The 23,990-nt window shown below is 67.7% G+C and carries 21 protein-coding genes and 1 pseudogene; 13 read left to right on the top strand and 9 right to left on the bottom strand.

All coding sequences use genetic code 11. From position 1 onward, the window contains the following. Positions 1 to 32: 32 nt before the first annotated feature. From ccoO to ccoP, 3 genes are read left to right on the top strand one after another with little or no spacing between them, the layout of a single operon-like run. A complete protein-coding gene (ccoO, locus tag VOI27_RS16995; protein ID WP_323766786.1) occupies positions 33 to 803 on the top strand; it encodes a cytochrome-c oxidase, cbb3-type subunit II in 771 nt (256 codons plus the stop codon). Positions 804 to 815: 12 nt separating this feature from the next. Beyond that, the gene (locus VOI27_RS16990) at positions 816 to 1,004 is read left to right on the top strand and encodes a cbb3-type cytochrome c oxidase subunit 3 (RefSeq protein ID WP_323766686.1); all 189 of its coding nucleotides are present in this window, start codon (positions 816 to 818) and stop codon (positions 1,002 to 1,004) included. Next, complete coding sequence (gene ccoP / locus VOI27_RS16985; RefSeq protein WP_323766684.1) at positions 1,001 to 1,891, top strand: cytochrome-c oxidase, cbb3-type subunit III; 891 nt, start codon at positions 1,001 to 1,003, stop codon at positions 1,889 to 1,891. Before VOI27_RS16990 ends, ccoP begins: the two co-directional genes overlap by 4 nt. 203 nt (positions 1,892 to 2,094) lie before the next feature. Here the strand turns inward: ccoP and VOI27_RS16980 are convergent, their stop codons facing one another. After that, positions 2,095 to 2,259: a hypothetical protein gene (locus VOI27_RS16980; protein ID WP_323766682.1), complete on the bottom strand. Its 165-nt coding sequence runs from the start codon at positions 2,257 to 2,259 to the stop codon at positions 2,095 to 2,097. A gap of 101 nt (positions 2,260 to 2,360) precedes the next feature. Here VOI27_RS16980 and VOI27_RS16975 point away from each other — a divergent pair, with 101 nt between their 5' ends. The 6 genes from VOI27_RS16975 to VOI27_RS16950 all read left to right on the top strand — a co-directional run bounded on the left by VOI27_RS16975 (position 2,361) and on the right by VOI27_RS16950 (position 8,799). Next, positions 2,361 to 3,251 (top strand): LysR family transcriptional regulator, encoded by an 891-nt coding sequence (locus VOI27_RS16975; RefSeq protein WP_323766784.1) that lies wholly within the window; start codon positions 2,361 to 2,363, stop codon positions 3,249 to 3,251. A gap of 96 nt (positions 3,252 to 3,347) precedes the next feature. Further along, positions 3,348 to 4,895 carry a cytochrome c oxidase accessory protein CcoG gene (locus VOI27_RS16970; RefSeq protein WP_323766680.1) on the top strand — a complete coding sequence of 516 codons (1,548 nt, stop codon included), beginning with the start codon at positions 3,348 to 3,350 and terminating at the stop codon, positions 4,893 to 4,895. A 1-nt stretch (position 4,896) separates the two neighbouring features. After that, complete coding sequence (locus tag VOI27_RS16965) at positions 4,897 to 5,361, top strand: FixH family protein (protein ID WP_323766678.1); 465 nt, start codon at positions 4,897 to 4,899, stop codon at positions 5,359 to 5,361. Then, positions 5,358 to 7,547, top strand: coding sequence for a heavy metal translocating P-type ATPase (locus tag VOI27_RS16960; RefSeq protein WP_323766676.1), 2,190 nt, complete (start codon positions 5,358 to 5,360; stop codon positions 7,545 to 7,547). Before VOI27_RS16965 ends, VOI27_RS16960 begins: the two co-directional genes overlap by 4 nt. Then, positions 7,544 to 7,702, top strand: a complete 159-nt coding sequence (ccoS, locus tag VOI27_RS16955) for a cbb3-type cytochrome oxidase assembly protein CcoS (protein ID WP_323766674.1) — start codon at positions 7,544 to 7,546, stop codon at positions 7,700 to 7,702. Before VOI27_RS16960 ends, ccoS begins: the two co-directional genes overlap by 4 nt. 71 nt (positions 7,703 to 7,773) lie before the next feature. Next, positions 7,774 to 8,799 carry a hypothetical protein gene (locus VOI27_RS16950; protein WP_323766672.1) on the top strand — a complete coding sequence of 342 codons (1,026 nt, stop codon included), beginning with the start codon at positions 7,774 to 7,776 and terminating at the stop codon, positions 8,797 to 8,799. A gap of 219 nt (positions 8,800 to 9,018) precedes the next feature. Here the strand turns inward: VOI27_RS16950 and VOI27_RS16945 are convergent, their stop codons facing one another. From VOI27_RS16945 to VOI27_RS16920, 6 genes are all read right to left on the bottom strand, one after another. Further along, positions 9,019 to 10,344 (bottom strand): SPOR domain-containing protein, encoded by a 1,326-nt coding sequence (locus VOI27_RS16945; protein WP_323766670.1) that lies wholly within the window; start codon positions 10,342 to 10,344, stop codon positions 9,019 to 9,021. 66 nt (positions 10,345 to 10,410) lie between these two features. Beyond that, on the bottom strand, positions 10,411 to 11,043 hold the full coding sequence (gene upp / locus VOI27_RS16940; protein WP_323766668.1) for a uracil phosphoribosyltransferase: 633 nt from the start codon (positions 11,041 to 11,043) through the stop codon (positions 10,411 to 10,413). Beyond that, the gene (locus tag VOI27_RS16935; RefSeq protein ID WP_323766666.1) at positions 11,040 to 12,026 is read right to left on the bottom strand and encodes an adenosine deaminase; all 987 of its coding nucleotides are present in this window, start codon (positions 12,024 to 12,026) and stop codon (positions 11,040 to 11,042) included. The genes upp and VOI27_RS16935 overlap by 4 nt, the downstream gene beginning before the upstream one ends. Further along, positions 12,023 to 13,231, bottom strand: a complete 1,209-nt coding sequence (locus tag VOI27_RS16930; RefSeq protein WP_323766664.1) for a phosphopentomutase — start codon at positions 13,229 to 13,231, stop codon at positions 12,023 to 12,025. The genes VOI27_RS16935 and VOI27_RS16930 overlap by 4 nt, the downstream gene beginning before the upstream one ends. Then, positions 13,231 to 14,535 carry a thymidine phosphorylase gene (locus tag VOI27_RS16925; protein ID WP_323766662.1) on the bottom strand — a complete coding sequence of 435 codons (1,305 nt, stop codon included), beginning with the start codon at positions 14,533 to 14,535 and terminating at the stop codon, positions 13,231 to 13,233. The genes VOI27_RS16930 and VOI27_RS16925 overlap by 1 nt, the downstream gene beginning before the upstream one ends. Further along, positions 14,532 to 14,933, bottom strand: a complete 402-nt coding sequence (locus VOI27_RS16920) for a cytidine deaminase (RefSeq protein WP_323766659.1) — start codon at positions 14,931 to 14,933, stop codon at positions 14,532 to 14,534. The genes VOI27_RS16925 and VOI27_RS16920 overlap by 4 nt, the downstream gene beginning before the upstream one ends. A 230-nt stretch (positions 14,934 to 15,163) precedes the next feature. On the opposite strand from VOI27_RS16920, the gene VOI27_RS16915 reads away from it, so the two are divergent. The 3 genes from VOI27_RS16915 to VOI27_RS16905 all read left to right on the top strand — a co-directional run bounded on the left by VOI27_RS16915 (position 15,164) and on the right by VOI27_RS16905 (position 20,874). Then, on the top strand, positions 15,164 to 17,446 hold the full coding sequence (locus VOI27_RS16915) for an NADP-dependent malic enzyme (RefSeq protein ID WP_323766657.1): 2,283 nt from the start codon (positions 15,164 to 15,166) through the stop codon (positions 17,444 to 17,446). 413 nt (positions 17,447 to 17,859) lie between these two features. Next, positions 17,860 to 19,749 (top strand): propionate-CoA ligase PrpE, encoded by a 1,890-nt coding sequence (gene prpE / locus VOI27_RS16910; RefSeq protein WP_323766655.1) that lies wholly within the window; start codon positions 17,860 to 17,862, stop codon positions 19,747 to 19,749. Positions 19,750 to 20,271: 522 nt separating this feature from the next. Next, a complete protein-coding gene (locus VOI27_RS16905) occupies positions 20,272 to 20,874 on the top strand; it encodes a Crp/Fnr family transcriptional regulator (protein WP_323766782.1) in 603 nt (200 codons plus the stop codon). Between the two features lie 205 nt (positions 20,875 to 21,079). Here the strand turns inward: VOI27_RS16905 and VOI27_RS16900 are convergent, their stop codons facing one another. Continuing rightward, positions 21,080 to 21,841: an NAD kinase gene (locus tag VOI27_RS16900; protein WP_323766653.1), complete on the bottom strand. Its 762-nt coding sequence runs from the start codon at positions 21,839 to 21,841 to the stop codon at positions 21,080 to 21,082. A gap of 166 nt (positions 21,842 to 22,007) precedes the next feature. Here VOI27_RS16900 and glyA point away from each other — a divergent pair, with 166 nt between their 5' ends. Continuing rightward, positions 22,008 to 23,303 carry a serine hydroxymethyltransferase gene (gene glyA, locus VOI27_RS16895; RefSeq protein WP_323766651.1) on the top strand — a complete coding sequence of 432 codons (1,296 nt, stop codon included), beginning with the start codon at positions 22,008 to 22,010 and terminating at the stop codon, positions 23,301 to 23,303. A gap of 243 nt (positions 23,304 to 23,546) precedes the next feature. On the opposite strand, the pseudogene VOI27_RS16890 reads toward glyA, so the two are convergent. Beyond that, positions 23,547 to 23,894, bottom strand: a pseudogene (locus VOI27_RS16890) (IS66 family transposase); the annotation flags it as partial. Positions 23,895 to 23,990: the final 96 nt, after the last annotated feature.

The raw sequence follows: 23,990 nt of genomic DNA, 5'->3' as shown, positions 1-23,990 counted from the left end.
GGAGACCGGAGATGGCAACTGACAAACCCCCGATGCCCGCAACCGCCACTGGCCTGGGCGCGCGGCCGCGCCGCCGCTCGATCCTCGACCGGCACAAGATCCTCGAGAAGAACGCGACGCTCCTGCTGATCTTCAGCTTTCTCGTCGTGACGATCGGCGGCCTGGTGCAGATCGTGCCGCTGTTCTACCTCGACAACACCATCGAAAAGGTCGCTGGCATGCGCCCCTACACCCCGCTGGAGCTGACCGGGCGCGACATCTATGTGCGCGAGGGCTGCTACACCTGCCACAGCCAGATGATCCGGCCGATGCGCGACGAGGTCGAACGCTATGGCCATTACTCGCTGGCCGCGGAATCGATGTATGACCACCCGTTTCAATGGGGCTCCAAGCGCACCGGGCCGGACCTCGCCCGTGTCGGCGGGCGGTATTCGGACGACTGGCACGTCGATCACTTCCGCGATCCGCAGTCGGTGGTGCCGGAATCGGTGATGCCGAAATACGACCAGCTCGAACGGACGCTGATCGACGGCCGCCATGTCGATGACCTGCTGGCCACCCACCGCATCGTCGGTGTGCCCTACAGCGAAGAGATGGTGGCGAGCGCCGAGGCCGATTTCCGCGCCCAGGCCGACCCCGACAGCGATTACGACGGGCTGTTCGAGCGCTATGGCGAAGCCGTCAACGTGCGCAATTTCGATGGCACGCCGGGCGTCTCGGAGGCCGATGCGCTGATCGCCTATCTTCAGATGATGGGCACGCTGGTCGATTTCTCGACCTTCACCCCCGACGCGAGCCGATAAGGAGGCATTGTCATGGAAAACTACTCCATCCTGCGCGAACTGGCCGACAGCTGGGGCCTTCTGGTGCTGTTCACCTTCTTTGTCGGCATGGTGGCCTGGGTCCTGCGCCCCAGCAGCCGCGCCGCCCATCGCGACTGCGCCGCCATCCCGCTGCGCCATGACGACCGGCCGGCAGCGCCTGGCCGAGAGGTGGTGAAATGAGCCGGACACCCCCGAAGCAAAAGGGCGATCCCGAAACCACCGGCCACAGCTGGGACGGGATCGAAGAGTTCAACAACCCGCTGCCGCGCTGGTGGCTCTGGGCTTTCTACGCCACCATCGTCTGGGGGATCGGCTGTACCATCGCCTATCCCGCCTGGCCGGGGATCTCGCGGGCGACCGCCGGTGTGCTGGGCTATTCCACCCGCGCCGAGGTGGCGGCAGAGATCGCCGCGGTCGATGCCGCCAATGCCGAGATCAACGCGCGGCTCGAGACAACGGAGCTGACGGCGATTGACAATGACCCCGCGCTTGTAAGCTATGCCGGCAACGCAGGGGCCGCCGTGTTCCGCACCTGGTGCGCGCAATGTCACGGCTCTGGCGCAGCTGGTGCCCAGGCCAGCGGCTATCCCAACCTGCTCGACGATGACTGGCTCTGGGGCGGCGACATCACCGCGATCCATGAGACGATCTCCTATGGCATTCGCATCGAAGAACACCCCGACACACGGTTCTCGATGATGCCCGCCTTTGGCCGCGACGACCTGCTCGAGGATGAGGAGATCAGCCAGGTGGTGAACTACGTGATGTCGCTCTCGGGCGAGCCTCAGGACCCCGGTGAAGTTACGGCCGGGGCCGCGGTCTTTGCCGAGCAATGTTCCGCCTGCCATGCCGAGGACGCCACCGGCGACCGGACCCAGGGCGCGCCGGATCTGACCGACGCGATCTGGCTCTATGGCGGCGATTACGAGCGGCTGGTCGAGACCGTGCACAACGCCCGCTACGGCGTCATGCCGGCCTGGCAGGGGCGGTTGAGCGAGGCCGAGATCCGGGCGGTGGCTGCTTATGTCCACGGGCTTGGCGGCGGCGAGGCAACTGCGACCGACTAGCGAACACCGGGGACAGCCCTTCCGTCTCCGGGTCGGCACCGGGGCCCCGATCGTGATTTGCGTCTCGCGGGGCTCCGGTGTTCGAAACGGCAAAGGCCGCCTGCGCGGGCGGCCTTTGGTGTCACAGGTAGCGTCGGCCGAAGGGCAGCTCCTGCCGCCGCCAGCGTCCGCGGCCCCAGGGCCAGCGGCGTGGCCTCTGACGCTCAGCCATTGTCCTCGCGCCCCAGCCGGCGGCGGGTCTCGTAAGACCAGTGGAACGGCGCGCGCTGATGGATGTCGCGCTGCGGCGGTTCCTCCCGGCGATAGCCTGCGTGGGGGTCGTCGAGATAGGTTGCGCGCTTGAAGACGTCTGCAAAAATTCCGAACATGTCAGCCTCCTGGGGACCTTGTTGATGTGCTCTCAACATGCGCTATTGACGGCTGACGGGCGAGTCTGGAATATTTCATACGTGTAAGACAGGATTACATGATGGACTGGACCGCCTTGCCCCCTCTGGCCGCTCTGCGGGCCTTTGCCGCCTTTGCCGACAAGGGCGCGGTGCAGCCCGCTGGCGATGCGCTCAACGTCAGCCACGCCGCGATCAGCCAGCAAATCCGCAATCTCGAGACCCATATAGGCCTCACCCTGCTCGACCGTTCGGGCCGCGCCATGGTGCTGACGCCCGAGGGCCAGCGGCTGGCCGATGCGCTGCTCGAGGGCTTGGGCGGCGTGGCGCGGGCCTGCGACGAGCTGACCGGGCGCGATGCCGACCGGCCGCTGATGGTCTCGGCGACGCCGAGCTTTGCCTCCTCGTGGCTGATGCCGCGGCTGGCCGATTTCCGCGCCGCCAATCCCGCCGTCAGCCTGATGATCGACCCGACAGCGGATGTGAAGCCGGTCGAGCCCGGCGGCATCGACGTGGCGCTGCGCTATGGCTCTGGCGACTGGCCGGGGCTCGACGCCGAACTGCTGGTGACCTCGCCGATCGCCGTGGTCGCCGCGACCTCGCTGGTGGGCAGCCGCGAGTTCGACGACCTCAATGATCTGCGCGCCTTTCACTGGCTGCAGGAGCTAGGCACCAACGAGGCCACCGAATGGTTTGCCCGGCTGGGGGTCGGCCGCAATCGCGCCATGGGCATCTCGTCGCTGCCCGGCAACCTGATGATCGAGGCGGCGCGGCAGGGCCAGGGCATCGCCATCACCGCGCGGATCTTCATCGAGGAGGATGTCGCTGCCGGCCGGCTGCGGGTGCTGTTCGAGGATGTGCGCAAGAAGGGCTATTTCATCGTCACCCGCCCCGGGGTGCAGCGCCCGCCGCTGCGCCGCTTCGTCACCTGGCTGCGCCAGCAGGGCAAGGCGCCGCCGATGACCGCCGGCTGAAGAAAACCGCCACCGCGCCCCGCTATTTGACACAGGTCAAGGCCGGGGCGGCGCACAGCGGTCACAAGGGCCTGACCCCTCAGCCGGAGCCCGCACGTGACCGACACCACAGAGCAGAGCCTCTACAAGGCGCGCGAACCGATCTTTCCCAAGCGCGTCTCGGGGCGGTTCCGCAGCCTCAAGTGGGCGATCATGATCGTCACGCTGGGCATCTATTACCTGGTGCCCTGGATCCGCTGGGACCGGGGGCCGAGCCTGCCGGATCAGGCGGTGCTGATCGATCTGGCGGGCCGGCGGTTCTATTTCTTCTGGATCGAGATCTGGCCGCATGAGTTCTATTTCGTCGCCGGCCTGCTGATCATGGCCGGGCTCGGGCTCTTCCTCTTCACCTCGGCGCTGGGCCGGGTCTGGTGCGGCTATGCCTGTCCGCAGACGGTCTGGACCGATCTCTTCCTGCTGGTCGAACGCCGGATCGAGGGCGACCGCAACGCGCAGCTGCGCCTGCACCGGCAGAAGATGGACCTGCGCAAGGCGCGGCTGCGGCTCACAAAGTGGGCGCTCTGGCTGCTGATCGGGCTCGTCACCGGGGGCGCCTGGGTGTTCTATTTCGCCGATGCGCCGACGCTGCTGCGCGCCCTCGTGACAGGCGAGGCGCATCCCGTGGCCTATGTCACCGTGGCGATCCTGACGCTGACGACCTTTGTCTTTGGCGGCTTTGCCCGCGAGCAGATCTGCATCTATGCCTGCCCTTGGCCGCGCATCCAGGCGGCGATGATGGACGAAGACACCCTGACCGTCGGCTATCGTTTCTGGCGCGGCGAGCCGCGTGGCAAGGGCAACGCGCGGCGCAAGCCCCGCAACAAGGTGCTGTCACTCGAGATCGCGGCGGAAGAGGCCGTCACCGGGCGCGCCGCCCCCGCCTACCCCTCGACGCCGATGCCCCATGCGCCGCCCCGCGCCGCGACGCCCGCCAAGGACCGGCCGCCCGGCGACTGCATCGACTGCATGGCCTGCGTCAACGTCTGTCCGATGGGCATCGACATCCGCAACGGCCAGCAGATGGAATGCATCACCTGCGCGCTCTGCATCGACGCCTGTGACGACGTGATGGCAAGGATCGGCAAGCCGCGCGGGCTCATCGACTACATGGCGCTGACCGACGAGGCGGCCGAACGCGCGGGTGAGCCGCCCAAGCCGATCTGGCAGCAAGTGTTCCGCCCCCGCACCGTGCTTTACACCGCGCTCTGGGCCGGCGTCGGGCTGGCGTTGCTCGTTGCTCTCTTCATCCGCCCCGAGATCGACATGACGGTCGCCCCGGTGCGCAACCCCACCTTTGTCACCCTGTCCGACGGCGCGATCCGCAACACCTACGAGGTCCGCCTGCGCAACAAGCACGGCAGCGCCCAGCCGTTCCGGCTTTCGGTGGCGGGTGATCCGACCCTATTGCTGGAGGTCGAAGGCGCGGCCGGCCCCACCGTCACCGTGCCCGCCGACGCCACCCGCTTGCACAAGATCTACGTGATCGCCCCGGCCGGCAGTGCGGCCGCCGGTCAGGCCCGCACCGCGATCCGGCTCTGGGTCGAGGACACCGAGAGCGGCGAGCGCAGTTTTGAAGACACCGTGTTCAACGGCAAGGAGTCCTGAGATGACATCGACCCGCCCCCTCACCGGACGGCACGTTCTGGCGATCTTCATTGCCGCCTTCGGCGTCATCATCGGCGTCAACCTCGCGCTGGCCTTCAACGCGGTCAGGACCTTTCCGGGGCTCGAGGTCAGCAACTCCTATATCGCGAGCCAGAGCTTCGACGCGCGGCGCGACGCGCAACAGGCGCTGGGCTGGCAGGTCGCCGCTTCGGCCCGCGACGGACGGCTGCGCCTTGCGATCACCGACACCGCGGGCCACCCGGTGAAGGTCGCCCGGCTGCAGGCCGTGCTCGGCCGTGCCACCCATGTACAGGATGACCGCACGCCGGCCTTCCGCTTCGACGGCAGCGCCTATGTGGCCGATGCAGAGATCGGGCCCGGCAACTGGAACCTGCGGATCACCGCCAGCGCGCCGGATGGCACGGCGTTTTCCCAGCGCGTGGTGCTGCGGGTGGCGCGGCCATGAGTGCCGCGCTCTCCGCCGCGCCCTCGGCCTGCCCGGCCTGCGCCGCCGTCCCGCTGGCCGCGGCCGTCGCCCTGACCGACGCGCCCGACCGGCGGGTCCTGTCGCTGCCGGCCATCCATTGCGGCGCCTGTATCGCCTCGGTCGAACGGGTGCTGACCGCCGTGCCGGGGGTGCGCGACGCGCGGGTCAACCTGACATTGAAGCGGGTCACCGTCACCACCGCACCCGAGGTCAGCGCCGCGGCGCTGGCGCAGGTGCTCGCGGCCGCGGGTTTCGAAGCGCATGAGCTCGACGCCGGTCAGCTCGCCGCCACCGCGACCAACACCGCCGGACGGGACCTGCTGATGCGCCTCGCGGTGGCAGGCTTTGCGGCGATGAACGTGATGCTGCTGTCGGTTGCTGTCTGGTCCGGGGCCGAGGGCGCGACGCGCGACATGTTCCACTGGATCTCGGCGCTGATCACCCTGCCCGCGATTGCCTTTGCCGCGCAGCCGTTCTTTGCCAGCGCCTGGGGCGCGCTTGCTGCCCGACGGCTGAACATGGACGTGCCGATTGCCCTGGCGATCCTGCTGGCGCTGGCGACCTCGCTCTGGGAAACTTGGCTCTCCGGAGATCACGCCTATTTCGACGCCGCCCTGGCGCTGACCTTCTTCCTGCTGGCCGGTCGCTACCTCGAGCACCGCACCCGCGCCATCGCCCGCTCGGCCGCCGAGGAACTGGCCGCGCTGGAAGTTCCGCGTGCCATCCGGCTGCGCGACGGACAGGAAGAGCATGTGCCGCTGGCCGAAGTTGCGGCAGGCGACCTGCTGCTGGTGCGGACCGGCGGACGGATGCCGGTGGATGGCGAGATCGTCGCGGGCCGTTCGGAGCTCGACCGTTCGCTGCTCACCGGCGAGACGCCGCCGGTCGTTGCCGGCCCCGGACAACCTGTCAGCGCCGGCGAGGTGAACCTGACCGGCCCGCTGCAGGTCCGCGCCAGCGCCGTCGGCCGCGACAGTTCGCTGCACCGGCTGGCCGACCTGGTGGCAGTGGCTGAATCGGGTCGCGCGCGCTATACCCCGCTGGCCGACAAGGCCGCGCAGCTCTATGCGCCGGGGGTGCATATCCTCTCGGGGCTGGCGTTTCTCGGTTGGTTCTTCTGGACCGGCGAATTGCGTCTGGCACTCAACATCGCCGCCGCGGTGCTGATCATCACCTGCCCCTGCGCGCTGGGCCTCGCGGTGCCGGCCGTCACCACCGCGGCCTCGGGCCGGCTGTTCCGGCGCGGGCTGTTGATCAAGCATGAGACCGCGCTGGAGCGGCTGGCGCAGGTCGACACCGTGGTGTTCGACAAGACCGGCACGCTGACCGAGGGTCAGCCGCTGCTCTGCGATGCGGAAAGCCACCCCGACGCCGTGCTGCGCTTCGCGTTGGCGCTGGCCGAAGGCTCGTCGCACCCGCTGAGCCACGCGCTCTCCCGCGCCGCCCGAGACCGCGGGCTGCAGCCGGCGCCGGTGAGCGAGGTCCGCGAGGTGCCGGGTTTCGGAACCGAGGGGCGCTGCGCGGGCAAGCCTGTCCGCCTCGGACGTGCCACCTGGGTCGGGGCGAGCGAGCGCAGTCGGGACACCGCCGCCTGGCTGGCGCTGCCCGACGGCAGCCGCCACCGGTTCGCCTTTCGCGACGCGCTGCGCCCGGGGGCCGAGGCGGCCATCGCGGCACTGCAGGCGGCGGGGCTTCGGGTGCTTTTGATGTCCGGCGATGCCCCTGCCCCGGTCGCAGCCATGGCGGCGCGGCTGGGCCTGTCCGAGTGGCTGGCCGAGGCCCGCCCCGAGGACAAGGCGGCCCGGATCGCGGCGCTGAGGGACGCGGGCGCACAGGTTCTGATGGTGGGCGACGGGCTCAACGACACCGCGGCGCTGGCCACGGCCGATGTCTCGATCTCGCCCGCCAGCGCGCTTGATGCGGCGCGGGTGGCCAGCGACATCGTGCTGCTGGGCCGCGACCTCTCGCCGCTGCCAGAGGCGCTGGCCACCGCCCGCGCCGCCCGCCGGCGGATCCGCGAGAACTTCCGCATCGCCACGCTCTACAACATCCTCGCCGTGCCGCTGGCCGCGGCCGGTCTGGCGACGCCGCTGATCGCGGCGCTGGCGATGTCGACCTCCTCGATCACCGTGTCGCTCAATGCCCTGCGTCTGAGGCAGCCATGACCGTCCTGCTCTATCTCATTCCGATCGCGCTGTTCCTCGGTGGCATCGGCCTTGCAGGCTTTGTCTTTACCCTGCGCGCGCGGCAGTATGACGACCCCGAAGGCAACGCCCGCCGCATCCTCACCGACCGGTGGGACGACCGCCCGAAACCCTGACCGGGCCTCATGGACGCCGCCCCGCGGATCATGCTAGGGTCCGCGCCGATGAGGCGGAGCAGGCCCGGCAGATGACAGCGTTGAAGGAATTCCAGCGGTTGGAGGCCCAGGGCCTCTGGCGGGCCACCGAGGGCGCGCAGCGCCGACATGTGGTGGTCTCGCTGGGTGAGGCAACGCTGGTTCTGAGCGACATGAACGACCAGGCGCTGACTCATTGGTCGCTGGCCGCGGTCGAGCGGGCCAACCCCGGCGAACAGCCGGCGCGCTACCATCCGGACGGCGACCCCGGCGAGGAACTCGAGCTCGACGATGACGCCGACGCGATGATCGACGCCATCGAACGTCTGCGCCGCGAGATCACCCGCCGCCGGCCGCGCCAGGGCCGGCTGCGCTGGGGCCTTGGCGCCGCGGCGCTGGCGGGGTTCTTGGCGGTGGCGGTGCTCTGGCTGCCGCATGCGCTGGTGGCCCATACCATGCGGGTGGTGCCAGACGTCAAACGCGATGCCATCGGCCGGGCGCTCCTGTCCGAGATCGCGCATGTCTCGGGCCCCGCCTGCCGCTCCGAGAGCGCCAGCGCGCCGCTGCGCAACCTCGCCCGTCGGGTGCTGGGGGCCGAGCGGGCCGGCGATCTGGTGGTCCTGCGCGCCTCGTCGCGGGCGACGGCGCATCTGCCGGGCGGGTTCATCCTGATCGACCGGCGCGTGCTCGAAGACACCGAGGACCCCGAGGCCGCCGCCGGCTTCGTGCTGGTCGAGGACCTGCGGTGGCGCGCCGACGATCCGCTCGAGGCACTGTTGCGCCAAGCCGGGGTGATGGCCACCGCGCGGCTGCTGACCACCGGCCAACTGCCCGAAGAGGCGCTCGAGCGCTTTGCCGTCTCGCTGATGGCCGGAACGCCAGAGCCCTTGCCCGACCAGACGGTGATCGAAGCCTTTCGCGAGGCCAGGCTGCACACCTCGCCCTATGCCTATGCGGTTGATTTCACGGGCGAACGGACGCTGGCGCTGATCGAGTCGGATCCGCTTGGCGGTGCCGACGCCGCGCCGGTGATGTCCGACAACGACTGGCTGCGGCTGCAGACGATCTGCGGCGAGTGACGCGCATCGTCCGGCCGCGTGGCGACGACCCGAAAGCGCCGTATCGCAGGTTACCCAAGCAAAACCCGGAGACTTTCAGACCGCAACGCGGGACGTGGCCAGATCGCCATGCCAGCTGGTCGCCAGCACTCCCCGTCATCCCGTTTGGCTCCAACCCCGGCCTCTGAAACGAAAAAAGGCGGACCGCAAGGCCCGCCCCGTCATGTCACGTCGCCGGCCTTATTTGCGCAGCGAGGCAGAGCGATAACCGACCCGCATCTGCACCGTGTCAAGCGCCTCCCTGAGCCGGTCCTGACGCGAGAACGGCCCGACCAGCACCGTCTGATACCGCATGCCGGAGCGCTGGACCGTGCTGGTTCGCACCGGCAGCCCTGCGCCCTGCAGCCGGCGGATGGCGGCCTGCGCCTTGGCCGGCGTGGTGAAGATGCCGACCTCGACATAGCGATGGCTGGCCTTTCGGACCACGGTGGGCATGGCCTTGGCCGTCTGCGGGGCCGCCTTGCGGACCACCTGCGGCACGCTGCGGCGCACGGTCTTCGGCGCGGCCTTGGGCACCTCGCCGCGCGAGCTGACGAAGCCCGCCGCCTGCTGTTCCCGCATCGAGCGATAGGGATAGCGCAGCTCGGGATAGTAGTGGCTGACCTCCTGCCCGGTGTACTGATCGATCAGCCGACGCGGCACCGTGTTGGTCCAGACCAGCAGCATCTTGCGGCGGCCGTCCAGCGTCTGATGTGCGCGGGTCGTGCTCAGCCGGCCGTCGTCGAAGGCGCGCTCATAGCCCTGCGGCACCGGCACCTTGACCGAGGCGCCGCGCTCATAGGCGCGCTTGGGCGCGATTACCGTCTGGCCGGTCACATGGGTGGTGCCGCTGGTGCCGACAAAGACTTTCACCCCGGCCTCGGCGACTTGTACCGTCTGGCCGGTGCCGCGCACCACGATCGTCGGGCCTTTCTTGAGCCCGTCGGCAGTGCGCAACACGGTGTTGGGCGGCAGCTGACCGGCACGGCGCACGATCACTTGGCGGGCCGGGGCGGTCTGCACCACAGGCTCGGCCGGGCGCACCATCCGCGGCAGGCGGGCCGGTTCGGGCGTGCGGCGGACCACGCGGGGCTGAGGCTTGGCGGCCGATTGCACGACCCTGCGCGGGGGCGCCGCAGGTGCGGGACGGGCCGCGACCGGCGCCGGGGTCGCCGCAGGTGCCGGACGGGCGGCGGGGGCCGGACTGGCGGCGGGCGCAGGGGCGGGTTCGACCACCGGGGCCGGTGCCTCGACAACCCGCGCCGGAGCAGCGGCGGGCGCCGCCTCCTGGCCGCAGATCACCTGCCGGTCACGGTCGACCCGCGGCACCCAGGTGACATTGCCATCGATCCCGGCACGGATGTAGATGCAGCCGCGGCTGTCGACATATTGCCGTCCCGAAAACGAACTCGGCGGCAGTTCGGCCGGCGTCGCCAGGTCCTCGCGGATTTGCGCCACAGTCGCGGTCGCGCTTGCGGAAAAGCCAATTGCGACGGCCAAGGCCGCACAGATACTCGTCTTTTTCATAACCAGTCCCCACAGGTTTGGGGTCAGCATGACAAAAGGTTTCTATTTAGTAAAGCGCTCTCAGGCCTATTTTGTGCCGAACATCCGGTCACCCGCATCACCTAGCCCCGGGACAATATAACCTTGGTCGTTCAACTGCCGGTCGAGAGAGGCGGTGATGATCGGCACGTCGGGGTGCGCTTCTTTCATCCGGGCCACCCCTTCCGGTGCCGCCAGCAGACAGAGAAAGCGGATATTGGTCGCCCCGGCCTGTTTCAGCAGGTCGATGGCGGCGGCCGAGGAATTGCCGGTGGCCAGCATCGGATCGACCGCGATCACCAGCCGGTCATCCAGCCCGTCGGGCACCTTGAAGTAGTATTGCACCGGCATCAGCGTCTCTTCATCGCGGTAGAGCCCGACGAAACCGACCCGCGCCGAGGGGACCAGTTCAAGCACCCCGTCAAGCAGCCCGTTGCCGGCCCGCAGGATCGAGATCAGCGCCAGTTTCTTGCCGTCAAGGACCGGCGCGTCCATCACCTCCATCGGCGTCTCGACGCGCTGCGTGGTCATCGGCAGTTCGCGGGTGATCTCGTAGGCCAGCAGCTGGCTGATCTCGCGCAACAGGCGGCGGAACTCGGCGGTCGAGGTTTCCTTGTCGCGCATCAGGCTCAGCTTGTGCTGCACGAGGGGGTGTTCGACGACGGTCAGATGCTCGGTCATGTGGTTTCCAGTGTCTTGGCGATCCGCGCGCGGGTCGCTTCATCGCAGAAGGCCGCCGCAAGGGCGGTCTGGTTGAGGGCCTTGAAGTCGTCTTCGTTCCATTCGAAGACACGCGCAAGGGCTTCGTATTCCCGGGTCATGTCGGTGTGGAAGAACGGCGGATCATCGGTCGAGACCGTGACCTTGAGGCCGCGTTCGCGCAGCTTTTCAATCGGATGCGCCGCGAGCCTCGGGTAGACGCCGAGCACCACGTTGGAGCCGGGGCAGACCTCGAGCACCACGCCCTGTTCGGCCAGCTCCTCGCAGAGCGCAGGGTCCTCGATCGCCCGCACCCCGTGGCCGATGCGCTCGACCTTGAGGTCGCGGACGGCGGCGCGCACCTCCTCCGGCCCGCGCCATTCGCCGGCATGGGTGGTCAGCCGCAGCCCGGCTTCGCGCGCCATGTCAAAGGCATAGGCGAAATCGCCCTGCTCGCCGGCGTTCTCGTCGCCGCCCATGCCGAAGCCGCAGAGCCAGTCATCGGCGGTCTCGGCGGCACAGCGCGCGGTCCTCCTGGCCTGATCCGGCCCGAAATGGCGCACGCAGGTGACGATGCCGCGCAGGGTGATGCCCATCTCGCGCTCGGCCTGGTCGGCGGCTTCGCGGATCGCGTGAAGGTATTCGCGCCACGCCGCCAGATCGCCGCCGCCGCAGAAATCGGGGCTGAGAAAGGCCTCGGTATAGACCACCCCGTGCGAGGCGCTTTCCTCCAGCACCGCCAGCGTCAGCCGGCGGAAGTCCTCGGGGGTTTGAAGCACCTGAGTTGCGGCCTCGTAGACCTTGAGAAAATGCAGGAAATCACGATAGGCGTAATTGCCCCGCGCGTCGAAGACGCCGGTGATGTCCACGGATTTTTCCTGCGCCAGCCCGGCAATCAGCTTGGGCGGCGCGGCGCCCTCGATATGGAGATGCAGCTCCACCTTGGGAAATGTTCGAAAACTCACAGAAAACTCCGCAATTCTGAGGGGTATATGACCCCAAGGTGTTCGGAAATGGCAGCCGCGACCGAAGTGAAATCGACCAGACCGAGGGCCTTTTCGCCCAGACCGGCGCCCAGAACCGGCACCCGCTCGCGGGTGTGATCGGTGCCGGTCCATGTCGGGTCATTGCCGTGGTCGGCGGTCAGGATCATCAGGTCGCCGGGGCGCAGCCGGGCGAGCACCGGGCCGATCTCGGCATCGAACCACTCCAGCGCCCGGGCATAGCCAGACACGTCGCGGCGATGCCCCCAGAGGCTGTCGAACTCGACGAAATTCGCAAACACCAGACCGCCGTCGGGGGCCTCGTCCACCTGCTGGCCCAGCGCCTCCATCAGCGCGGCATCGCTGCCCTTGGTGACCGTGTCGATCCCCTGCATCGAGAAGATATCGCCAATCTTGCCAATCGCCCGCACCGGCAGACCGGCGTCCTGCACCCAGTTGGTCAGCACCTTGCCCGGCGGCGTCAGGGCATAGTCGCGGCGGTTTCCTGTGCGCTGAAAGGCGCCCGGTTCGCCGACAAAGGGTCGCGCGATCACCCGGCCGACGCGCATCTCGTGCAGATGCGGCGCGAGATCTGCGCAGAGCTTGAGCAGGCGCTCGAGCCCGAAGTGCTCTTCATGCGCAGCGATCTGGAACACGCTGTCGGCCGAGGTGTAGCAGATCGGCCAGCCGGTGCGCAGGTGCTCCTCGCCCAGCGCCTTGAGGATCTCGGTGCCGGAGGCGTGGCAATTGCCGAGGATCCCGTCGGTTCCTGCAAGTTCGGCCGCCATCCGGCTGATTTCCTTGGGGAAAGCCGGCACAGTGTCGGGAAAGACCGTCCAGTCCCAAGGCACCGGCAGCCCGGCCAGTTCCCAGTGGCCAGAGGGGGTGTCCTTGCCGCGCGACTGTTCGGTTGCGGCCCCCCAGAGCCCCTTCGGCTCGGTGCCCAGCCCCGACACCTCGGCACCTGAGGCGAGCTGACAGGCGGCGCCAAGGCCCAGAGCGTCGAGATGCGGCATCTTGAGCGGGCCGGTGCGGCCCTCTTCCGCCTCTCCCGCCGCGCAGGCCCGGGCGATATGGGCCAGTGTGTTGGCGCCGGTGTCCGGTGTCTTGCCGTTGAAGAAATTGCCGGCATCGGGCGCGCCGCCGATGCCCACGGAATCCATCACCACGAGAAATGCGCGCGCCATCAGCCGATCCTTTCCACGATCAAGGGGGTCTCCGGTGCGGCCTCGCCGATCCGGATTGCCGCCCGCACCGCCCGTTCCGCCGCCTCGGCCTGGCTTTCGCGCGCCGCGTGGATGCGCGCCAGCGGCTGGCCCCGGTCCACCCGGTCGCCCAGCGACACCACGTCAGACAGCCCGACGGCCGGGTCGACCACATCGCTCTCGACCCGCCGGCCGCCGCCCAGATGCACCACCGCGAGGCCCAGCGCCTCGCCGTCCATCTCGGACACCACGCCCGCCGCCGGGGCCGCGATCTCGCGGATCACCGGGGCCTCCGGCAGAAAGCGCTGCCAGTCGTCTGTGAAATGCACCGGCCCGCCCATCGCCTGCACCATGCGGCCGAAATGCTCGGCCGCGCGGCCGGAGGCGACCGCCTCGGCAATCGCCGCCGCGCCAGCCTCGGCGTCCTGCGCCAAGCCGCCAGAGGCCAGCAAGGCGCCGCCCAGCGCGCAGGTGATCTCATGCAGCCGGCCTTGCGCAGCCCCCGTCAGCACCCGCATCGCGGCATCGACCTCGAGCGCATTGCCCAGTGCCGGGGCCAGGGGCTGCGACATGTCGGTGATCAGCGCCTGGGTCGGGCAGCCGGCGGCATTGGCAGTCGACACCAGCGCCCCGGCCAGCGCCTGTGCGTCCTCGCGGCGTTTCATGAAGGCGCCGGAGCCGAGCTTGACGTCGAGCACCAGCCCTTCAAGCCCTGCCGCCAGTTTCTTGGACAGGATCGAGGCGGTGATCAGGTCGAGGCTTTCCACCGTCGCCGTCACGTCCCGCACCGCATAAAGCCGCTTGTCGGCCGGGGCGATCTCGGCGCTGGCCGAGACGATGGCGCAGCCCGCGGCGCGCACCACCTCGGCAAACCGCGCCTCGTCGAGCGCGGTGGAGAGGCCCGGGATGCTCTCCATCTTGTCGAGCGTGCCGCCGGTGTGGCCGAGGCCGCGGCCCGAGATCATCGGCACATAGGCGCCGCAGGCCGCCAGCGCCGGCGCCAGCACCAGGCTGACGCAATCGCCGACACCGCCGGTGGAATGCTTGTCGAGCACCGGGCCGGGCAGGTCCCAGCTCAGGCAATCGCCGCTGTCGCGCATCGCCCGCGTCAGCGCCACGCGCCCCCCCTCGTCCAGCCCGCGCAGGCAGACCGCCATGGCAAAGGCGCCAGCCTGGGCATCGCTCACCTCACCGTCGGCCAGCCCTTGGGCGAACCATGCCAGATCGGCCTCCGACGGCTGATCACCCCGCCTGAGCGTGCCGAGGATCGCCCGCGCGTCGCTCATTTGCCAGCGCTGTCCATCTGGGCGGCGTCGAAGGCGCCGGGCAGCAGCTCGGCAATGGTGAGCTGCATTTCCTCGCCCGAGAGCGTCGCCATGGTCACCACCACGTCCGGGCCGCGTGCGAATTCCGCCAGCTTCTGCCGGCAGCCGCCGCAGGGGGTCACCGGGGTCGGACTGTCGGCCACCACATAGGCTGCCTCGAACCGGGTCTGGCCGCCGGCCACCATGGCGGCAATGGCGCCGGCCTCGGCACAGGTACCCTCGGGATAGGCGACATTCTCGACGTTGCAGCCGGAAAAAACGGTGCCATCGGCGGCACGCAGGGCGGCCCCCACCTTGAAGCCTGAATAGGGCGCATAGGCATTGTCGCGCACCGCGCGCGCGGGTTCGGCCAGATCCATCAAGACCCCCATCGTTGAAACTGGCCGGCATGATCGGGCGGCGCGGGCGATGATGCAAGCATGACGTGGCCCGGCCCGGCGGCGAAATGCCACGAAACACGCGACAGCCCCGCCCTGTTATCGCTAAGCTGATTTACAGGATTGGGCGGAAGCTGTTATCGGCGCGACGGGGATAATACTCCGGGCCAAGATAGTTTAACGCTAAACAAAACACGCAGAGGGACTTCGAGATGACCGACAGCAAGGCACAGGAAACACTGCGCGAGGCGGCCCTGTTCTATCACGAGTACCCCAAGCCCGGCAAACTCGAGGTCCGCGCCACCAAACCGCTGGCCAATGGCCGCGACCTGGCCCGCGCCTATTCGCCCGGCGTGGCCGAGGCCTGCGTCGAGATCGCCAAGGAGGCGACCAATGCGGCCCGCTACACCGCCCGCGGCAACCTAGTGGCGGTGGTGTCGAACGGCTCCGCGGTGCTGGGCCTGGGCAACATTGGTGCCCTGGCGTCGAAACCGGTGATGGAGGGCAAGGCGGTCCTGTTCAAGAAATTCGCCGGCATCGACTGTTTCGACATCGAGGTGAACGAGACCGACCCGGAAAAGCTCGCCGATATCGTCTGCGCGCTCGAGCCGACCTTTGGCGCGATCAACCTCGAGGACATCAAGGCGCCGGAGTGTTTCATCGTCGAGAAGCTCTGCCGCGAGCGGATGAACATCCCGGTGTTCCACGACGACCAGCACGGCACCGCCATCGTGGTGGGGGCGGCGGCAACCAACGCGCTGCGCGTCGCCGGCAAGAAATTCGAGGACATCAAGATCGTCTCGACCGGCGGCGGCGCGGCCGGCATCGCCTGTCTCAACATGCTGCTGAAGCTGGGGGTGAAGCGCGAGAACGTCTGGCTGTGTGACATCAAGGGCGTGGTCTACGAGGGCCGCACCGAAGAGATGACCGACCAGAAGGCCGAATATGCGCAAAAGACCGAAGCCCGGACGCTGGACGAGGTGATCGAGGGGGCCGACCTGTTCCTCGGCCTCTCCGGCCCCGGCGTTCTCAAGCCCGAGATGGCGGCCAAGATGGCGGCGCGGCCGATCATCTTTGCGCTGGCCAACCCGACGCCAGAGATCATGCCGGACCTCGCCCGCGAGGTGCAGCCCGAGGCGATCATCGCCACCGGTCGCAGCGATTTTCCCAACCAGGTCAACAACGTCCTGTGCTTCCCCTTCATCTTTCGCGGCGCGCTGGATGTCGGCGCGACCGAAATCAACGACGAGATGAAAATCGCCTGCATCGAGGGCATCGCGGCGCTGGCGCGCGAGACGACCAGCGCCGAGGCCGCCGCCGCCTATCAGGGCGAAGACCTGACCTTCGGCGCCGACTACCTGATCCCCAAGCCGTTTGATCCGCGGCTCTCGGCGGTGGTGTCGAGCGCGGTGGCCAAGGCGGCGATGGAGACCGGCGTTGCGACCCGCCCGATCGAGGACATGGAGGCCTACAGGCACAAGCTGAATGCCTCGGTCTTCAAGTCGGCGCTGCTGATGCGGCCGATCTTCCATGCCGCCAGCACCGCCAGCCGCCGCATCGTCTTTGCCGAGGGCGAGGACGAGCGGGTGCTGCGCGCGGCGCAGGCGATCCTCGAAGAGACCACCGAAAAGCCGATCCTGATCGGCCGGCCGGAGGTGATCGATCAGCGCTGCGAGCGCCACGGGCTCAACATCCGGCCCGGCCGCGAGTTCGATATCGTGAACCCCGAGAACGACCCGCGCTACCGCGACTACTGGGGCACCTATCACCAGATCATGGCGCGGCGCGGGGTGACGCCGGATGTGGCCCGCGCGGTGATGCGGACCAATTCCACCGTGATCGGCGCCGTCATGGTGCATCGCGGCGAGGCCGACAGCCTGATCTGCGGCACCATCGGCGAATTTCGCTGGCACCTGAACTACGTGACCCAGGTGCTGGGCAGCCCGGCGTATCGCCCGCATGGCGCGCTCAGCATGATGATCCTCGAGGACGGGCCGCTGTTCCTCGCCGACACCCATGTCTGGTCCCTGCCCTCGCCGGCGGAACTGGCCGAGGTGGCTGTCGGGGCGGCGCGCCATGCCCGGCGCTTCGGGGTCGAGCCGCGCATCGCCTTCTGCTCGCAGTCGCAGTTCGGCAATCAGGCCGAGGGCTCGGGCAAGCGGCTGCGCGAGGCGATTGCGCTGCTCGACGCGATGGACACCGATTTCCAGTACGAGGGCGAGATGAACGTCGATGCCGCGCTCGACCCAGAGCTGCGCGAGCGCCTGCTGCCAGGCGGCCGTCTGGACGGCGCGGCGAACGTGCTGATCTTCGGCCATGCCGATGCCGCCTCGGGCGTGCGCAATATCCTCAAGATGAAGGCCGGCGGGCTGGAAGTCGGGCCGATCCTGATGGGCATGGGCAACCGGGCGCATGTGGTGACGCCGGGGATCACCGCGCGCGGCCTGCTCAACATGGCGGCGATCGCCGGCACCCCGGTGGCGCAATACGGCTGACAAAAATGCCGTGCCGCCCATGGGGGCGGCACGGTCTTGATTGGGTTGAAATCTATTTCTTGACTGTCTTGTCGCCGGGTTTCGCCGGCTTTTGCTTTTTGTCGCCCATGGCAACAGGACCTTTTTTGCGAAGTGGCGCGGCACCGTGCCGTGCCATGGCCCCTTTATTCCAGCGACTCACCCGGTTTGCGCGACTGGATTCGACATCGGTGATGTCGAATTTCGACCAGAATTTGCAAACCGGCGGAAATCAGCAGAAAGCATCGCAAAGCCGGGAGGGTTTGCAAAAGTTTGCAGGCACGCGCGCCAGAGTCTGCAAAGAAATCGCGCCAATCTGACGCTGTTTGCGCCAACCGGCTTGCCCGAGGGGTGGTGGCTCTCGTATCCCGAAACGGTCGCCGGAGGAGGATACCATGACATACACCGATGTTTACGCGCGCTGGCAGGCCGACCCCGAGGGGTTCTGGATGGAGGCGGCGCAGGCCATCGACTGGGAAGAGATGCCCTCGAAGGCGCTGTTTGATCGCGGCGACGACCTTTACGAATGGTATGCCGATGGCCGGGTCAACGCCTGCTGGAACGCGGTCGACCGCCACGTGAAGAACGGCCGCGGCGCGCAGGTGGCGATCATCCATGACAGCCCGATCACCGACAGCCAGCAGAAGATCACCTTTGCCGAGTTGCAGGACCGGGTCGCGCGGCTCGCTGGCGCGCTGCGCGCCAAGGGCATCGAAAAGGGCGACCGGGTGATCATCTACATGCCGATGGTGCCGGAGGCGCTTGAGGCGATGCTGGCCTGCGCCCGGCTCGGCGCGGTGCATTCGGTGGTCTTCGGCGGCTTTGCCGCCAACGAGCTGGCCGTCAGGATCGACGACGCCACCCCCAAGGCGATCATCGCCGCCTCCTGCGGGCTCGAACCGGGCCGTGTTGTGAGCTACAAGCCGCTGCTCGACGGTGCCATCGAACAGGCCAGCCACAAGCCGGAGTTCACGGTGATCCTGCAACGCGAGCAGCAGGTCGCGCCGCTCACCGAGGGCTTTGATCACGACTGGCACGCGGTCCAGGAGGGCGTGACGCCGGCCGATTGCGTCCCGGTCGAAGGCAACCACCCGGCCTATATCCTCTATACCTCCGGCACCACCGGCGCGCCTAAGGGCGTGGTGCGCCACACCGGCGGCCATCTGGTGGCGCTGAACTGGACGATGAAGAACATCTATGACGTCGACCCCGGCGATGTCTTCTGGGCGGCTTCTGATGTCGGCTGGGTCGTGGGGCACAGTTACATCTGCTACGGGCCGCTGATTCACGGCAACACCACCGTGGTCTTCGAGGGCAAGCCGGTCGGCACACCCGATGCCGGCACCTTCTGGCGGGTGATCCAGGATCACGGGGTCAAGAGCTTCTTCACCGCCCCCACCGCCTTTCGCGCGGTGAAACGCGAGGATCCGCAGGGCGCGCTGATCAAGGACTACGACCTGTCCTCGCTCAAGATCGTCTACCTCGCCGGCGAGCGCGCCGATCCCGACACCATCCTGTGGGCGCAGGACAAGCTCGGAGTGCCGGTGATCGACCACTGGTGGCAGACCGAGACCGGCTTTGCCATCGCCGCCAACCCGATGGGGATCGAGCCGCTGCCGGTCAAGATCGGCTCGCCCTCGGTCGCGATGCCGGGCTATGATGTGCAGATCCTCGATGAGGGCGGCCGCGAGATGCCGCGCGGCGAACTGGGCGCCATCGCCGTCAAGCTGCCGCTGCCGCCGGGCACCCTGCCGACGCTGTGGAACGCCGAAGACCGCTATCGCAAGAGCTACCTGACCACCTTTCCGGGCTTCTACGAGACCGGCGATGCCGGGATGATCGACGAAAACGGCTATCTCTACATCATGGCCCGCACCGACGACGTGATCAACGTCGCCGGCCACCGGCTCTCGACCGGCGGCATGGAGGAGGTGCTGGCCGGCCACCCGGACGTGGCCGAATGCGCGGTGATCGGCGTCAGCGACTCGCTCAAGGGCCAGCTGCCGGTGGGGTTCCTCTGCCTCAACAAGGGCTGCAACCGAGGCCATGACGAGATCACCGCCGAGGTGGTGAAACTGGTGCGCGAAAGGATCGGCCCGGTGGCGGCCTTCAAGCTGGCGCTGGTGGTCGACCGTCTGCCCAAGACCCGCTCGGGCAAGATCCTGCGCGCCATCATGGTCAAGATCGCCGACGGACAGGACTACAAGATGCCGGCCACCATCGACGATCCGGCGATCCTCGACGAGGTGCGCACGGCATTGCAGGGCTTGGGCTACGCCAGGTAGGGCAGACAAAAAGTAAGCCGCCCGGGGGAACACCGGACGGCTTGGACCACTTCAGGACCGTATCGGCGCGACCTCAGGCAACAGGACAGGCACCGTATGGGTACCGCACCTCGGTCACGCAGGTAGACCGGTGGATGGACGGACGTCACTCACTCGCCCGCCCTCCACACGATCACTCCGACCGCGAAAATGCCACGGCGGATAGGGGTGCGTATCCGCCAGACTCAGGCAGAAAAGGGTTTGCGATCTATAGTGAGACACCGACCCTGACGAACACAGTGAGAAGATCGACTTTCTGCGCTGCAAAATCTGTGACCCAGATCACAGTTTTTGCGGGATAGTCATTCCCTGCCGCGGTTTGTTGACGCAATCTCCCGGCATAAAATGCAGTGGGGCCCGGGTCAGCCTGATCCGGCCAGGTATTGGCTTGTTCAAATGACATTGAAATTTCGCGATATTGCCAGCAGGGAAAGCCTGATTCTCGGCGCACTCTCCTCCCGGGAGCGGGCCACCTTGCTGGGCATGTCCAAACCCTGCCATTTTCACAGCGGCAAGGTGATCTTTTCCAAGGACAGCCCCGGCGAGACGATGATGTTGATCGAGACCGGCCGGGTTGAGATCAGCCTGACCTCGGCGGCCGGCAACCGCTCGATCGTGGCGCATCTCGGCCCCGGCGATTCGGTGGGCGAGATGGCGGTGCTGCTGGGCGGCGACCGGACGGCGGATGCGGTGGCCACCAATGACGTCACCGGGCGGATGTTGCATCGCACGGTGCTGATGTCGTTCCTCACCCAGCATCCGCGCACCACGCTGGGGCTGATCGCCGATCTTTGCCGCAAGTTGCAATCCACCACCGAGGCGCTGGCCGACCTGTCGACCGCCGATGGTGGCACCCGTCTGGCCAAGGTGCTGATCGGGCTGTTCGACCGCTGGGGGGTGGAAGAGCCCGACGGTTACCGGCTGACGCCGCCGGTGTCGCAATCCGATCTTGGCGACATGGCGGGGCTGACGCGGGAAACCGTCAACCGGCAGATCCGCGCCTGGCAGACCGAAGGCATGCTGCGCCGCGAGGGCCGCGAGCTGATCCTGATCGAGCCCGACATGTTGGCCGAGCGGGCACAATAGGCGCGCGGCCGCGCTGGAGTTGCGCCTCTCGCTGCGAACCCAGAGGTCCGGGGCAGGCCCGGGACGGGGTCAGGCGGATGGCTTGCGCGCTTAACCCAATCGCGACCGACCGCTTGGCCACCCGAGCACAACGACCGCGCGCCCGCGCCCCGGACTTGATCCGGGGCCTCTCCCTCCCCACCAGACCTAACGCCCCCGGAAAGGGTCAGACGAATTGCTCGCGGATCAGCCGCTCTTCCAAGCCGTGACCCGGGTCAAACAGGATGCGGTGGGCAACGGCGGGCTGCGAGCGGATCTCGACCTTGACCACATCCTGCACCGCGCGGGCATCGGCCTCGGCCATCACCGGGCGTTTCGCCGGGTCGAGCACCTCGAAGCTGACCTCGGCCGTCTTGGGCAGCAGTGCGCCGCGCCAGCGCCGGGGCCGAAAGGCCGCCATCGCGGTCAGCGCCAGCACATCGGCGCCGATCGGCAGGATCGGCCCATGGGCCGAGAAATTATAGGCCGTCGAGCCCGCCGGCGTTGCCAGCAGCGCCCCGTCGCAGACCAGTTCCGGCATCCTTACCCGGCCATCGACCGAGATCCGCAGCCGCGCCGCCTGTGGCCCGGCGCGCAACAAAGAGACCTCGTTGATCGCCAACGCCGTGTGCAGCGTGCCGTCGAGACAGGTGGCGTGCATTGACAGCGGGTTGATCACCTCTTGGGCCGCGGCGCGCAGGCGCTCGATCAGCCCCTGCTCGCTGTAGGCATTCATCAGAAAGCCGACGGTGCCGCGGTTCATGCCATAGACCGGCGCCGGGTTGGCCTCGGTGCGGTGCAGGGTCTGCAGCATGAAGCCGTCGCCGCCGAGCGCCACGATCACGTCGGCGCCCTGTTCGGCATGATCGCCGTAGCGCGCGCTGAGCGAGGCCAAGGCCGATTGCGCGATCGGCGCGTTCGAGGCGCAAAAGGCGATTCTGAGCGTCATGACGGGTTTCCTTGCCGGCCTCACCGTTTCCGAAACAACCACAAGTTCCCCGACAAGGCCAGCGGTGGCGCGCGGCCGCGCCTCTGCGTCGCTTTCGCGGCTTTTCGTCGCCATCGCTTTGCAGTAGGAAGCGCGCCAAGTGTTAGCTTGCCCAAGGAGCCAGCCCATGGACGCCACCGTCAAAGACCAAGGATTCTTCACCCAACCCCTCGCCGACCGCGACCCCGAGCTGTTCGGCGCGATCACCGGCGAGCTGGGCCGCCAGCGTGACGAGATCGAGCTGATTGCCAGCGAGAACATCGTCTCGCGCGCGGTGATGGAGGCGCAGGGCTCGGTCCTGACCAACAAATACGCCGAAGGCTACCCGGGCCGGCGCTATTACGGCGGCTGCGACTGGGTCGATGTGGCCGAGAACCTCGCCATTGACCGCGCGAAACAGCTCTTTGGCTGCGAGTTTGCCAACGTCCAGCCGAACTCCGGTAGCCAGGCCAACCAGGGCGTGTTTCAGGCGCTGATCCAGCCCGGCGACACCATTCTCGGCATGAGCCTCGACGCCGGCGGCCACCTGACGCACGGTGCGCGGCCCAATCAGTCGGGAAAGTGGTTCAACGCGGTGCAATACGGTGTCCGCAAGCAGGACAACCAGCTCGATTACGACCAGGTCGAAGCCCTGGCCAAGGAACACCAGCCCAAGCTGATCATTGCCGGCGGCTCGGCCATCCCGCGCCAGATCGACTTCAAGCGGATGCGCGAGATCGCCGACATGGTGGGCGCGCTGCTGCATGTCGACATGGCGCATTTCGCCGGTCTGGTGGCGGCGGGCGAGCACCCCTCGCCCTTCCCGCACGCGCATGTGGCCACCACCACCACCCACAAGACCCTGCGTGGCCCCCGCGGCGGCATGATCCTGACCAACGACGAGGCGATCGCCAAGAAGGTCAACTCGGCGATCTTCCCCGGCATCCAGGGCGGCCCGCTGATGCATGTGATCGCCGCCAAGGCCGTGGCCTTCGGCGAGGCGCTGGATCCTTCGTTCAAGACCTATGCGCAACAGGTGATCCGCAATGCGCAGGCGCTGTCTGACCAGCTGATCAAGGGCGGTCTGGACACCGTGACCCATGGCACCGACACCCATGTGGTTCTGGTCGACCTGCGGCCCAAGAACGTCAAGGGCAACGCCACCGAAAACGCTCTGGGCCGGGCGCATATCACCTGCAACAAGAACGGCGTGCCGTTCGATCCGGAAAAGCCCACCGTGACCTCCGGCATCCGCCTCGGTTCGCCCGCCGGCACCACCCGCGGCTTTGGCGAGGACGAGTTCCGCCAGATCGCCGACTGGATCATCGAGGTGGTCGACGGGCTGGCCGACAACGGTGAGGACGGCAATGCCGCGGTCGAGAACAAGGTGCGCGCCGAGGTCGAGGCGCTGTGCAAGCGGTTCCCGATTTACGCCGAACTCTGAGACCCGTCTCAGCCCCTGTCGGACGACAAAAGGCCCGGAACCTTCCGGGCCTTTTGCTGTTTGAGGGGCAGTGCACCCGACGGAAAGCGCGCCGTCATCCGGATTACGAGGGACAGACTTCGCAGGAGTTTGGCGGTGCGCAGCGTCACACCGATCTGGCGGGTCTCTCGCTTGGCGTATTCCTCGCTCAGCTGCGTGTCGCTTGCCTCGTATGCACCGTAACCGCCCGATTGTCACCGCGGATCAGTGCGACGGCGTCCGTTGCCACGGAAGCAGCTCGTTGATCCGGTTGATCTTGTGATCATGGATACGGTCGAGGATATCGGCCAGCCAGGCTTGTGGATCGAGGCCATTCATCTTGGCCGTTTCGATGAGGGTCATCGCTCTGGCCAGCGTCTCGCCACCGCTATCGGATCCCGCGAAGAGCCAGTTCTTCCGACCGATGCCGATCGGGCGCATGGCGCGCTCGGCCGGGTTGTTGTCGATGCCGACGCGGCCGTCTTGGAGGAACAGCTCAAAGGATTGCCAACGGCTGAGTCCGTAGCGGAAGGCCTTGGCGAGAGAGGTGGTCGCAGGATTTCGGACCAGTTGCTAAGCTGTAGCGACTGACGAAGGAACGACCCAAGATGACGAAGCGGAAACGCTATTCGGCCGAGTTCAAGGCCAAGGTTGCGCTTGAAGCAATCC

It is taken from the genome of Marinovum sp., assembly GCF_034669705.1.
GTDB lineage: Bacteria > Pseudomonadota > Alphaproteobacteria > Rhodobacterales > Rhodobacteraceae > Marinovum.
The sequence above is the reverse complement of the archived record's forward strand: the minus strand, read 5'-3'. Positions and strand labels throughout refer to the sequence as shown.

Bases quoted from the DNA above. Each gene is read 5' to 3' on its own strand.
- prpE (WP_323766655.1), top strand. From the start codon at position 17,860: ATGACATACACCGATGTTTACGCGCGCTGGCAGGCCGACCCCGAGGGG.
- VOI27_RS16980 (WP_323766682.1), bottom strand. From the start codon at position 2,259: ATGTTCGGAATTTTTGCAGACGTCTTCAAGCGCGCAACCTATCTCGAC.
- ccoP (WP_323766684.1), top strand. From the start codon at position 1,001: ATGAGCCGGACACCCCCGAAGCAAAAGGGCGATCCCGAAACCACCGGC.
- VOI27_RS16965 (WP_323766678.1), top strand. From the start codon at position 4,897: ATGACATCGACCCGCCCCCTCACCGGACGGCACGTTCTGGCGATCTTC.
- ccoS (WP_323766674.1), top strand. From the start codon at position 7,544: ATGACCGTCCTGCTCTATCTCATTCCGATCGCGCTGTTCCTCGGTGGC.
- VOI27_RS16975 (WP_323766784.1), top strand. From the start codon at position 2,361: ATGGACTGGACCGCCTTGCCCCCTCTGGCCGCTCTGCGGGCCTTTGCC.
- VOI27_RS16960 (WP_323766676.1), top strand. From the start codon at position 5,358: ATGAGTGCCGCGCTCTCCGCCGCGCCCTCGGCCTGCCCGGCCTGCGCC.
- VOI27_RS16925 (WP_323766662.1), bottom strand. From the start codon at position 14,535: ATGAGCGACGCGCGGGCGATCCTCGGCACGCTCAGGCGGGGTGATCAG.
- upp (WP_323766668.1), bottom strand. From the start codon at position 11,043: ATGACCGAGCATCTGACCGTCGTCGAACACCCCCTCGTGCAGCACAAG.
- VOI27_RS16930 (WP_323766664.1), bottom strand. From the start codon at position 13,231: ATGGCGCGCGCATTTCTCGTGGTGATGGATTCCGTGGGCATCGGCGGC.
- ccoO (WP_323766786.1), top strand. From the start codon at position 33: ATGCCCGCAACCGCCACTGGCCTGGGCGCGCGGCCGCGCCGCCGCTCG.
- VOI27_RS16905 (WP_323766782.1), top strand. From the start codon at position 20,272: ATGTCCAAACCCTGCCATTTTCACAGCGGCAAGGTGATCTTTTCCAAG.
- VOI27_RS16950 (WP_323766672.1), top strand. From the start codon at position 7,774: ATGACAGCGTTGAAGGAATTCCAGCGGTTGGAGGCCCAGGGCCTCTGG.
- VOI27_RS16900 (WP_323766653.1), bottom strand. From the start codon at position 21,841: ATGACGCTCAGAATCGCCTTTTGCGCCTCGAACGCGCCGATCGCGCAA.
- VOI27_RS16945 (WP_323766670.1), bottom strand. From the start codon at position 10,344: ATGAAAAAGACGAGTATCTGTGCGGCCTTGGCCGTCGCAATTGGCTTT.
- VOI27_RS16990 (WP_323766686.1), top strand. From the start codon at position 816: ATGGAAAACTACTCCATCCTGCGCGAACTGGCCGACAGCTGGGGCCTT.
- VOI27_RS16920 (WP_323766659.1), bottom strand. From the start codon at position 14,933: ATGGATCTGGCCGAACCCGCGCGCGCGGTGCGCGACAATGCCTATGCG.
- glyA (WP_323766651.1), top strand. From the start codon at position 22,008: ATGGACGCCACCGTCAAAGACCAAGGATTCTTCACCCAACCCCTCGCC.
- VOI27_RS16915 (WP_323766657.1), top strand. From the start codon at position 15,164: ATGACCGACAGCAAGGCACAGGAAACACTGCGCGAGGCGGCCCTGTTC.